Annotated in this window: 10 protein-coding genes and 1 pseudogene; 3 read left to right on the top strand and 8 right to left on the bottom strand. The window is 57.0% G+C overall.

What is annotated here, in order from left to right; genetic code table 11:
• The 3 genes from tssJ to icmH form a co-directional block, all read left to right on the top strand.
• A partial coding sequence (tssJ, locus tag KHU33_RS24240) for a type VI secretion system lipoprotein TssJ (RefSeq protein ID WP_211467775.1) occupies positions 1 to 456 on the top strand: 456 nt, incomplete at its 5' end.
• A gap of 55 nt (positions 457 to 511) precedes the next feature.
• Positions 512 to 1,858: a type VI secretion system baseplate subunit TssK gene (gene tssK / locus KHU33_RS24235; RefSeq protein WP_211467773.1), complete on the top strand. Its 1,347-nt coding sequence runs from the start codon at positions 512 to 514 to the stop codon at positions 1,856 to 1,858.
• A complete protein-coding gene (icmH, locus tag KHU33_RS24230; RefSeq protein WP_211467770.1) occupies positions 1,855 to 2,634 on the top strand; it encodes a type IVB secretion system protein IcmH/DotU in 780 nt (259 codons plus the stop codon). Before tssK ends, icmH begins: the two co-directional genes overlap by 4 nt.
• 69 nt (positions 2,635 to 2,703) lie before the next feature.
• On the opposite strand, the pseudogene KHU33_RS24225 reads toward icmH, so the two are convergent.
• The 8 genes and pseudogenes from KHU33_RS24225 to KHU33_RS24190 form a co-directional block, all read right to left on the bottom strand.
• Positions 2,704 to 2,880 (bottom strand): annotated as a pseudogene (locus tag KHU33_RS24225) (PAAR domain-containing protein); the annotation flags it as partial.
• Positions 2,881 to 3,011: 131 nt separating this feature from the next.
• Positions 3,012 to 4,046: an L-idonate 5-dehydrogenase gene (locus tag KHU33_RS24220; RefSeq protein WP_211467766.1), complete on the bottom strand. Its 1,035-nt coding sequence runs from the start codon at positions 4,044 to 4,046 to the stop codon at positions 3,012 to 3,014.
• 74 nt (positions 4,047 to 4,120) lie between these two features.
• Positions 4,121 to 4,900, bottom strand: coding sequence for an SDR family NAD(P)-dependent oxidoreductase (locus tag KHU33_RS24215; protein WP_211467764.1), 780 nt, complete (start codon positions 4,898 to 4,900; stop codon positions 4,121 to 4,123).
• 59 nt (positions 4,901 to 4,959) lie between these two features.
• The gene (locus KHU33_RS24210; protein ID WP_211467777.1) at positions 4,960 to 6,405 is read right to left on the bottom strand and encodes an NAD(P)(+) transhydrogenase (Re/Si-specific) subunit beta; all 1,446 of its coding nucleotides are present in this window, start codon (positions 6,403 to 6,405) and stop codon (positions 4,960 to 4,962) included.
• 5 nt (positions 6,406 to 6,410) lie between these two features.
• Positions 6,411 to 6,749 carry an NAD(P) transhydrogenase subunit alpha gene (locus KHU33_RS24205; RefSeq protein ID WP_211467762.1) on the bottom strand — a complete coding sequence of 113 codons (339 nt, stop codon included), beginning with the start codon at positions 6,747 to 6,749 and terminating at the stop codon, positions 6,411 to 6,413.
• A gap of 12 nt (positions 6,750 to 6,761) precedes the next feature.
• A complete protein-coding gene (locus KHU33_RS24200; RefSeq protein ID WP_211467760.1) occupies positions 6,762 to 7,877 on the bottom strand; it encodes a Re/Si-specific NAD(P)(+) transhydrogenase subunit alpha in 1,116 nt (371 codons plus the stop codon).
• Positions 7,878 to 7,993: 116 nt separating this feature from the next.
• A complete protein-coding gene (locus KHU33_RS24195; RefSeq protein ID WP_211467758.1) occupies positions 7,994 to 9,043 on the bottom strand; it encodes a porin in 1,050 nt (349 codons plus the stop codon).
• A gap of 146 nt (positions 9,044 to 9,189) precedes the next feature.
• Positions 9,190 to 10,398, bottom strand: coding sequence for an aspartate transaminase (locus KHU33_RS24190; RefSeq protein ID WP_211467756.1), 1,209 nt, complete (start codon positions 10,396 to 10,398; stop codon positions 9,190 to 9,192).
• Positions 10,399 to 10,872 lie beyond the last annotated feature (474 nt).

Here is a 10,872-nt window from a genome sequence, read left to right as displayed (position 1 = left end):
CAAAAACCGCCGCGAACTATAGCGATCAAGCTGCATGCCGGCAGTAATTTGAATGCGGACAGCTCCGGCACGCCACTCGCGCTGGTCGCCCGAGTATATAAGTTACGACAAAATGGTGCTTTCCAACAGGCAACTTACGATACATTTACCAATCCGCAGAAAGAAAAAGACGTATTGGGCGCCGATCTTGTCGAAGTGAAAGAAATTACACTAGTGCCCGGACAGCGCTATGAAGTCAGCGAAAAGGTAAGCAGAGAAGCAGGTTTTGTCGGCGTTGTAGCGCTGTTCCGCAAGCCGGCGGCGCAACGCTGGAAAATGACTTTCCCGGCAGAGCAAGCTGAAAAGTCTGGCATCACCATTGGTGCGAATGCCTGTGCGCTGACAGTCGGCACCGGCGTCACTGTGTCAGAAGATGTTGGAGCGAGTAAATTCTTAACCCCGGTCCCATGCGGCTAGCGCCACGCAAACAGTTGCGTGCTGGTTTGAACAAAATGACATGTGAGTAAACTACGTGAATCGAACATCGAAAATTTTATGGGGCGAGGGCCTGTTCTTACGTCCTCAGCATTTCCAACAACAGGACCGGTATCACGAAAACCGCCTGCATGAGACCACCAATGCCTTGCATCCGTATGCCTGGGGAGTCATGACGGTCCAGCTGGATCGCGATGCGCTGGCCAACAATACGCTACGCCTGTCCGAGCTGTCGGTGATCTTCCAGGACGGCGAGATTTATAACGCACCCGCGGATGACGATCTGCCGGAAGTGGTGGACCTGAGCAATATCCCGCACGGGCAGCAAACCATTACTTACTACGCTGCGCTGCCATACCTGAAAGGGTTCGGCGGCAATTTTTCGCCTTTGGGCCAAACCAGCAACGCCACCCGCTATGCCCAGAATAATTCGGCGACGCCGGACTTGTTCACGCAAGCAGCGGAAGCGGAGCTAACCTACCTGAAGAAATCCGTACGGCTGGTATCGGAAGTCGAGCCACGCGACTCCCTGATCAGTTTTCCACTGATCAAACTGCGCCGTATTTCGACCGGCGGCTTTGAGCCGGATCCGTCCTTTGTGGCGCCCAGCCTGACGATTCGTAGCGCTCCGGTCTTATATATCCAATTGCGGCGCCTGATGGATGCATTGCAAGCCAAGGTCAATGCCTTGTATGGCCATCACCGCGAGCCGAGCAAGAACGTGATTGAATTCCGCTCGGGCGATATTTCCTCATTCTGGCTGTTGCACACCGCCAGCTCGGCATTTGCAGCGCTGACCCATTTTTTTCACAATCCGGCGTTTCACCCTGAACGGCTGTACCAGCAACTGCTCAGTCTGGCCGGTGCGCTGATGACATTTTCCAAGAGCTATGCATTATCGGATTTGCCGGTCTATCAGCACCAAGATCCAGGACCTTGTTTTGCCAAGCTGGACACCATCATCCGCGAGTTGCTCGATACCGTGATTTCGTCGCGCTACTTTTCGATTGCACTGTCGGAGAACAAGCCTGCGCATCATCACGGCATGCTCGACTCTGGAAAAATCGACGACAAGACCGCGTTTTATCTGGCAGTCAACGCCAGCATGCCAGCTATCGAGCTGGTCGATATCGTACCGCTGCGCTTCAAGGTCGGCGCGCCCGATGATGTCGATAAATTCGTGCTGTCGGCGATGCCCGGCGTCAAGCTGTCGCACTCGCCGCAGGTGCCTGCGGCGTTGCCGGTACGGCCGGACACCTATTATTTTGCCTTGGAAAACAAAGGACCTTTGTACGAGCGGATGCTTCAGGCGCAATCGATTTCGATTTACGTCCCGTCCGGCATTAACGACCTTAAACTTGAGCTTCTAGCGGTTACACCATGATCAGACCTTCAGCCCCCTCTCTGCTCGGCGACATGACCGCCGGCCAACACGCAGCGTCAGACAGCAGCAGCTCGGCCAATTCATTGCTTGACCTGATGTATGACGGCTTCTACGCTTTATTTTTGTTAAAAAACCGTTGCGCGCCAGCAGACGAAGCGGGGTTTATTGCAAAAATGCAGCGCTTTCTGAACGATTTTGAACGCGGCGCAAAAAAACTGAATGTGTCCAGCGAAGACGTTCACGCAGCGAAATATGCATTTTGCGCCGCCGTCGACGAAAACATCCTGCATTCGCAATTCAATATCCGCGAAAGCTGGGCTCGCCGGCCCTTGCAATTAATCCTGTTCGGCGACCAGCTCGCCGGCGAACACTTCTTCACTCGCCTTGAAGATCTTCGCGCCAAAGGCGACTTGCACCTGCAGGCGTTAGAGGTTTTCCACATGTGTTTACTGCTTGGCTTCCAGGGTAAATACATCATCGAAGGCCCGGAAAAGCTCAACTACCTTACCGCGCGCCTGGGTGATGAAATCGCTCGAATGAAAGGTAAAAGCGCCGGCTTCGCGCCACACTGGGAACGACCAGATCAGGTCAGCCATAAATTGCGCAACGAAGTACCGTTGTGGGCGCTGTGCTCAGTCTTTGCCTTGATTGGGCTGGGCGGTTACTTTACCTTGAACACGATGCTGTCGCGCGCCACCGCGTCGAGTATCAGTGGTTATAGCGATATCGTTAAATTAGCTCCGCGCGCGGCCAATTTGACCATTACCTTACCTTGATTCAATTGCGGAAAAATAGACCGGACAAGCGCCGCGCTGTCGCTATGGGCGCCGCGCCGCAGCGAAGGGCTAGCTGCGGCCGCTGCTCGGCATGATAGAGATCAGCGTGGCGCCACAACTGGTCTTGCGACCCTCAAACGCCACCGGAATCCCGTCGATCAATACTTCAGGGTCACCCTCGGCGATTACGCAATCTTGATGACCCTGCGAATCTGTCATGCCATTTAACGTAGCAACTGGTTCTCCCCTGCCGGATTAACTTCTTCAACCGCAAACGACTTGTTGCCGTCGAATTTCATTCGCCGTGCTACCAGCATCAGCAGTGGAATGTGCGACGCTCGAACCTTGTCCGTCTGTTCGAGCCGGCGCAGATCCGATCAGGCGAAGCTGATTTGCACTTTCATTTGGCTGGAGCGGTCACCGGCAATCTCGAAAGCTTCAATCGATTTTTCGTAGGGAAAAGTCGCAGAAATCAGCGGTTTTACGTCAACCAGTCCTCGGTTCATCAGCTCGACGGCGATGGCAAACTCTTCATGAAAGCGGAACGCGCCTCTCAATTCAAGTTCTTTGCTGGTGAACAGATTGATCGGCAGCGTCATTTCGCCTCCCAGGCCGACCTGGACAATCACGGCTCCCGGACGCAGCGCATCGAGCGCCCCGCGCAATGCCTTTTCATTGCCGCTGACTTCAAACAGAACATCGAAGCTTCCCTTCTCCGCAGTGAAAGGCGCCAGCGCCTCGGGATCTTGTGCGATGTTGATTGCCTGATCTGCGCCAACCAGCAATGCACATTCCAGAGGCATCTTGGCGACGTCGGTCGCAACAATCTGCATGGCGCCGGCCCGGCGTGCCGCGAGCACGGTGAGTGCCCCGATCGGACCGCAACCGGTGACAAGTGCGCGCTTGCCCAATAGCGGACCGGCGCGTCGCACGGCATGCAAAGCAACCGCCAGCGGCTCAGCCATGGCCGCTTCGCCGTCGCTCACGCTATCTGCCACCGGATGCGCTTGCGCGCGCTCAATGATGATCTCCTGGCGGAAAGCACCCTGTACGTGCGGAGTACGCATGGCGCTGCCATAGAAACGCATATCAAGGCAATGATTGTGGCGACCCTCCTGGCAATAGCGGCACTGGCCGCAGGGATTGCTTGGGCTAATCGAAATACGCGTTCCCGCTGCGATGTCGGTCACGGCAGCGCCGACCTGTTCCACCACGCCGGAGACTTCGTGGCCGAGGATCATCGGCTCCTTGATGCGCACCGTACCGAAGCCGCCATGATGGTAATAATGCAGGTCCGAGCCGCAGATGCCGCCGGTCCTGACCCGTACTTTGAGCTGCCTGGCCCCTAGTTCGGGGGTGACTGTGTCCTGCACGCGTAAGTCATGCGGTGCATGGATGATGAGGGCTTGCATGATGTGATATCTCCTGAGAAATAATATTAAGCTGGGCGCTTGAGCGGTATTCGTCGAATAGACTTGCGATATCGCTACAGCATCGCGGTTACGCCGCCATCGACATAAAGGATATGGCCGTTGACGAAATTCGATGCGTCGCTGGCGAGGAATATGGCGGCGCCGGTCAGCTCTTCGACATCGCCCCACTTGCGCGACGGCGTGCGGGCGACCAGCCAGTCGGTGAATACCTGATCGTTCACCAGTGCGGCAGTCAGTTCGGTTTTGAAATAGCCGGGCCCCAGCCCATTGACCTGGATACCATGCTTGCCCCAATCGATTGCCATGCCTTTTGTCAACATCTTGACTGCGCCCTTACTTGCAGTATAGGGCGCAATATTCGGCCTACCCAATTCGCTTTGGACCGAACATATATTGATGATCTTGCCGCGCCTCCTGGGGATCATGCGTAGAGCGACCGCTTTCGCGACCAGGAACACGCTATCGACGTTGGTACGCATCAATTCGTGCCACTGGTCCTCGGGGAACTCTTCCAGCGGCGCTCTGCGCTGCATGCCAGCGTTGTTAAATAGAATATCGATCGGGCCGATTTCCTGCTCGATTTGTCCAATTGCCGCTTCGACTGAGTCGCCCGAGGTCGCATCAAATGCCGAAGTGTGAATTTGATAGTCTTCGGCGCGCAGTTGTGCGGCAGCGCGGGCCAGTTTTTCTTCATTGCGTCCGTTGAGCACCACCGTGGCCCCGACAGAAGCGAGTCCGCGTGCCAGCGCAAATCCGATGCCGGAGCTGGAACCGGTGATGACGGCGATACGGCCGGCCAGGCTAAATCTTTTCAATCCTTCTTGCAATTCCATGACGTCTCCTTCTCGTGTTACAACGTGTTGATCGCTTTGTTGATGGCTTGCAGCGCGTCTTAATCGACCGCCTTCGCCATATCTTCAATCACCTTCTTGGCATCGCCAAACACCATCATGGTCTTGTCCATGTAGAACAACTCGTTGTCCAGACCGGCATAGCCGGAGGCCATGGAACGCTTGTTGACGATGACGGTCTTGGCTTTGTAGGCTTCCAGAATCGGCATACCGGCAATCGATGACTTCGGATCCTTGGCGGCCGGGTTGACGACGTCGTTGGCGCCCAATACCAGCACCACATCGGCCTGGGCGAATTCGCTGTTGATGTCTTCCATTTCGAACACCTGGTCGTACGGCACTTCGGCCTCCGCCAGCAACACGTTCATGTGGCCTGGCATGCGCCCTGCCACCGGGTGGATCGCGAACTTGACGGTGACGCCCTTGTGCGACAGTTTCTCGGCCAGTTCCATCAATGCATGCTGCGCGCGCGCCACCGCCAGGCCGTAGCCGGGCACGATGATGACGGTTTCGGCATTCCCCAGCAGGAACGATGCATCGTCGGCGGAGCCGGATTTCACCGGGCGTTGCTGCTGATCGCCGTTAGTGATCGCAGCAGCGGGATCGCCGCCGAATCCGCCCAGAATCACGTTGAAAAAGGAACGGTTCATCGCCTTGCACATGATGTAGGACAGGATCGCACCGGAGGAGCCGACCAGCGAACCGGCGATGATCAGCATCGCGTTGTTCAGCGAAAAGCCGATACCCGCTGCAGCCCAGCCCGAATAGCTGTTGAGCATCGACACCACCACCGGCATGTCCGCGCCGCCGATCGGGATAATGATCAACACACCTAGCGCAAACGCGATGAGGGTCATCAGGATGAAGGGCAGCCAGGACTGGGTCAGCACAAAGATCAACCCCAGCCCTAGCATCGCCACGGCCAGCAACAGGTTGATGAAGTGCTGTCCTCTGAAGCTGACCGGCGCGCCCTGGAACAGGCGGAACTTGTATTTTCCCGAGAGCTTGCCGAACGCAATCACCGAGCCGGAGAAGGTAATCGCGCCGACGAAGGTGCCGATGAACAGTTCGATACGGTTACCGGCCGGCAGCGCTTCGCCGTGGGCGGCGATACCGAAAGCCCAAGGCTCCGATACCGCGGCAACCGCGATACACACCGCCGCCAGACCGATCAGCGAGTGCATCGCCGCCACCAGTTCCGGCATCTTGGTCATCTCGACCCGCTTGGCCAGGAAGGCGCCGATGCTGCCGCCCGCCACCACGCCGATCAACAGCAGCCCGAAACCCAGGCCGGTGCCGCCGGCCTGGGTCTTGAGCTTGATGATGAGCGCGATGGTGGTGATGGCGGCGATCGCCATGCCGCTCATGCCGAAGAGATTCCCGTGCCGGGCCGAGGACGGATGCGACAAACCCTTCAAGGCCTGGATGAAACACACCGAGGCGATCAGGTAGAACATCGTCACCAGGTTCATGCTCACGAATTCCATGCGCATTATTTGGCTCCCGCAGTATCGGTTGCAGGGAGCGCCTTCGGCACTGCTTTCGGTTCTTTCTTCTTGAACATTTCCAGCATCCGCTGCGTGACCAGAAAGCCACCGAAGACGTTCACGGCGGCCAGCACCACCGCCAGCGTGCCGGCGGCCTGGCCGACGAGGCCTTCAGTCAGACCGGCGGCCAGCATGGCGCCGACGATAATGATCGCAGAGATTGCGTTGGTCACCGCCATCAGCGGCGTATGCAAGGCCGGTGTGACAGTCCAGACCACGTGGTAACCGACGTAGATCGCCAGTACGAAGATGATCAGGTTGGTGATGGTGTGCGTGACTTCCATGATTTTCCTATTCTATTTGCGCAGCACTTCGCCGCCGCTGCACAGCAAAGTGCCGGCAACGATATCGTCTTCACGGTTGATCACCAGGCCGCCTTCGGCATTGATGATCAGCTTGAGGAAATCGAGCAGGTTGCGCGCATACAGCGCTGAGGCATCAGCCGCCACCAGCGCCGCCAGATTGCCTTCGCCGATGATGTGCACGCCGTGCTTGATGACGGTCTTGCCGCTTTCCGACAAGGGGCAATTGCCGCCCTGGTCGACCGCCATATCGAGAATCACCGAACCCGGCTTCATCGCCCTGACCGTGTCTTCGCTGATCAAGATCGGCGCTTTGCGGCCGGGGATCAGGGCGGTGGTGATGATGATGTCGGCTTGCCTGGCGCGCTCATGCACCAGTTCGGCCTGGCGCCGCATCCAGTCGACCGGCATCGGCCGCGCATAACCGCCGATACCTTGGGCGATTTCCTTTTCTTCATCGGTGATGAAAGGCACATCCAGGAATTTCGCACCCAGCGATTCGATCTGCTCTTTCACCGCCGGTCGCACATCGGAAGCCTCGATCACCGCGCCAAGGCGCTTGGCGGTGGCGATCGCCTGCAGACCGGCAACGCCGGCTCCCATAATCAGCATGCGCGCCGCCTTGACGGTGCCGGCGGCGGTCATCAGCATCGGCATGAAGCGCTGATACGTGTTAGCGGCCATCAGCACCGCCTTATAGCCGGCGATATTGGCTTGCGACGACAGCACGTCCATCGATTGCGCACGCGAAGTACGCGGCGCCGCTTCCAGCGCAAACGCGGTCAGGCCGTGCGCTGCCATTGCTGCGGTATTGTCGGCATCGAACGGGTTGAGCATGCCGACCACGACGGCACCGGATCTCATCAGGCTACGTTCTTCCGCGCTCGGAGCGCGCACTTTTAATACGGCATCGACACCGTAAACCTCAGCCGCGAAGCTGACGCGCGCACCCACCGCTTCGTAGGCGTCGTCGGGAATGCTGGATTTGATCCCGGCGCCCGCCTCCACCAGCACTTCGTGTTTTGCGGCGACCAATTTCTTTACTGTTTCAGGGGTCGCAGCCACGCGCGTCTCCCCGTCCCGACTCTCGACGGGGATTCCTAGTTTCATCCGTATCTCCAATCTATTTATCTGTAGCTTTCCAGTAAATCGTTATCTTTGTATAACCTCAGCAATGACGTGCCGGGCGGCTATGCAGAAATCGCCGCCCGAGCCAGTCGAGTCGCTTAGAACGTATGACGCAGCCCCGTCGTTACTCCCAGACGATTCCCATACAAAGTTCCCGCAGCGGCGCCAAGGGTGGTCCATGCATCGGTGAGCTTGGTGTAATCCACTGTCAGATAAACATCCGTACGTTTGCTCAATGCGTAATCCAGGGTCGGTGCGACGGTCCAGCGCGTACCGTTCTTACCGGCATGCTTCAGTTTGTCGAAATACACTTCGTTCCACAGACTCCACGGACCGGAAATATTCCATTTGAAGCCGGCAGAATATGAACTGTTCTTATAGTCCGCGATATCCAGTTTGTTGTTTATGTACGCCAGATACCACTTGACCGGGCCGGCCACATAGGTGCCGCCTAGTGTCCATGCGGTTTGTTTGCTTTGTGCGCTGATGGCGGAACTGAAATAGGAAGTGGAATTATTTAACGTCTGCCAAGCAGCGCCGACATGCAAGGGGCCGCTATCGTATGCCAGGCTGAAGGCTTTCGAGTCGCTGTTGTGTATATTTCCTGCGACTCCGCCTGCGCTGTAGGCAACGTTCGCCGTCACGCCATTCCAGGTATTCGCATACCTGATGGTGTTATCCAGGCGTGCGCCCATTGTGTAATTGCCGCCTTGAAAGCCGATTGTTTGCGTATTGTTGGACATGACGTAGACATCGTTACTGACCGCCATGTCATGAATAACCGCATATTGGCGACCCAAAGTGATTTTGCCAAAACCACCCTGCAAGCCGACCAAAGACTCGCGGCCGAACAAGCGCGTTCCCGTTGCGGGTTGCTGCTGCAACGCTCCGTTGTTGGTGCCGAATCCCGCTTCCAGGGAAAACAACGCGCTTAACCCGCCACCCAGATCTTCAGTTCCCTTGAAGCCTATGCGACTGCCGCTCAGCGGTCCGCCTGCCTCCTGAAGCTTACTTCCTCCCGCAGCATTTTCATGCGTGCTATAACGGATTGCCGCATCGACAATGCCGTAAATGGTGACATTGCTTTGCGCATGCGCCACTCCGCTTGACGCGCACAACACTGCGGCTGACATAACTATCTTTCTCATTTCACACTCCCCTTTGATTGATCAACGCCGCCAAACATCTAACCCGGATACCAACTTTCATCACTACATGACAGATTCGTCATTCTGCTTTTTCCGGATCGGCCGGGCTACGCGGCAAGAGACCGATCCGTTTGAGTCTTTATGCATCAGGACAATGCCGCGACGGCGGCGGCAAGTTTCGAGCACCCTTCTTCAATCACCTCGATGCCGGTAGCGATAGACATGCGGAAATAGGGTGAAACGCCATATGCGGAGCCGGCAACCAGTGCCACGCCGGCTGTTTCCAGGAAATAAAGAACGACGTCGGTATCGGTTTCAAGAATTTTTTTGTCCGCCGTTTTACGTCCGATCACTCCGCTGCAATTGACGAACAGATAGAACGCGCCGCCCGGGGTGCGGCAACTGAGGCCGGGAATAGCGTTCAGCAGCTCCAGGCCGCGATCGCGCCGTTCGCGATAAATGCGGGCGGATTCGACCACGAAGCTCTGGTCGCCCTGCAGCGCCGCTAGCGCTGCAGCCTGGCTGATAGAGCAGGCGTTGCTGGTGGATTGCGATTGCAAGGTATCCATGGCCGAGATCAGATCTGCCGGGCCTGCGGCGTAACCAATGCGCCAGCCGGTCATTGCATAGGTTTTGGAAACGCCGTTCACCAGAAGGGTGCGATTGCGCAATTCCGGTGCAATCGCCAGGATATGCTGATTGTCTTCAGAGTCGAAACGAATGTGCTCGTAGATGTCGTCCATCATCAGCAGCACTTGCGGATGGCGCAACAGGACGTCGGCTAACGCGCGCAATTCGGCAGTGCTGTATGACGCGCCGGTCGGATTGGTCGGCGAATTGATCAGCAACCAGCGGGTCTTGGGCGTAATCGCTGCTTCCAGCGCTGCCGCCGTTACCTTGAAGCCGTCATCTTCATGGCAAGTGATGATCACCGGCGTACCGTCGCAGGCCAGCACCATATCGGGATAAGAAACCCAGTAAGGCGCCGGGATCAGTACCTCATCTCCAGGTTCAACCGTGATGGCCATTGCGTTAAAGATCGCGTGCTTGGCGCCACAGGTCACGATGATATGGCGCGGGTCATAACACAAGTCGTTCTCGCGCTGCAGCTTGTCGGCGATTGCCTGGCGCAGCGCAGGGGTGCCGGCGGTTTGCGTATAGCGTGTTTCGCCACGTTCGATGGCTTCGCTGGCGGCACGTCGAATGTGCGCGGGCGTGTCGAAGTCGGGTTCGCCGACCACCAGGTTGACGATGGCTTTCCCCTGGCGGCGCAACTCGGCTGCGCGATCGGCGGCAGCGCTACTGGGGGATGGCTTGATGCGTTGCACCCGCGCGGCAATACGTGATGGACTCACACTGTCTCTCCAAGAGCTTCGAAAGACCTTAAGTTAAGCGTGTCCCATCATTTCCGCCAAGACGACTTTCCTCTGGGCGAATAACATCAACTTATATCTCACAATTTTTTGCGCTACGGCATCAAAATGGTGGTGGCAAATTGGACGCGCAATATTGGTCTCTTTGTCGTCTGGCAAGGGCCGCATTTCTGTCTGCGGCAGCTTAAATACACGCAGTGGATTTGCATGGAATAGAAGGATTTAATGCGCAAGTGCTAGACTATTCGGGCGTTGTTGTTTTGCGTCACACTCCGGCTCAGGTCCGTTGCAGAGGCGCAGGGCCTGTTAACAATTAATTTGGGAGTGCGAACGCGCGGCAGGCGTTGCGTGCCTAGGCGTAGCGACGCGACGCAGCGGTGCTACGGCAAGGAGTTGCAACAACGGCATGCGACGCCTGCAGCCGTTCCCGGAGGGTTCAAACCAAAACGTGCGCTG

It is taken from the genome of Collimonas silvisoli (assembly GCF_018305005.1).
Lineage (GTDB): Bacteria > Pseudomonadota > Gammaproteobacteria > Burkholderiales > Burkholderiaceae_D > Collimonas > Collimonas silvisoli.
Note: the sequence above shows the minus strand (reverse complement) of the source record. Positions and strands in the feature narration are given on the sequence as shown.

Coding starts and splice junctions, on each gene's coding strand:
- KHU33_RS24195 (WP_211467758.1), bottom strand. CDS start 9,043: ATGAGAAAGATAGTTATGTCAGCCGCAGTGTTGTGCGCGTCAAGCGGA.
- KHU33_RS24220 (WP_211467766.1), bottom strand. CDS start 4,046: ATGCAAGCCCTCATCATCCATGCACCGCATGACTTACGCGTGCAGGAC.
- KHU33_RS24210 (WP_211467777.1), bottom strand. CDS start 6,405: ATGGAATTCGTGAGCATGAACCTGGTGACGATGTTCTACCTGATCGCC.
- icmH (WP_211467770.1), top strand. CDS start 1,855: ATGATCAGACCTTCAGCCCCCTCTCTGCTCGGCGACATGACCGCCGGC.
- KHU33_RS24200 (WP_211467760.1), bottom strand. CDS start 7,877: ATGAAACTAGGAATCCCCGTCGAGAGTCGGGACGGGGAGACGCGCGTG.
- KHU33_RS24215 (WP_211467764.1), bottom strand. CDS start 4,900: ATGGAATTGCAAGAAGGATTGAAAAGATTTAGCCTGGCCGGCCGTATC.
- KHU33_RS24205 (WP_211467762.1), bottom strand. CDS start 6,749: ATGGAAGTCACGCACACCATCACCAACCTGATCATCTTCGTACTGGCG.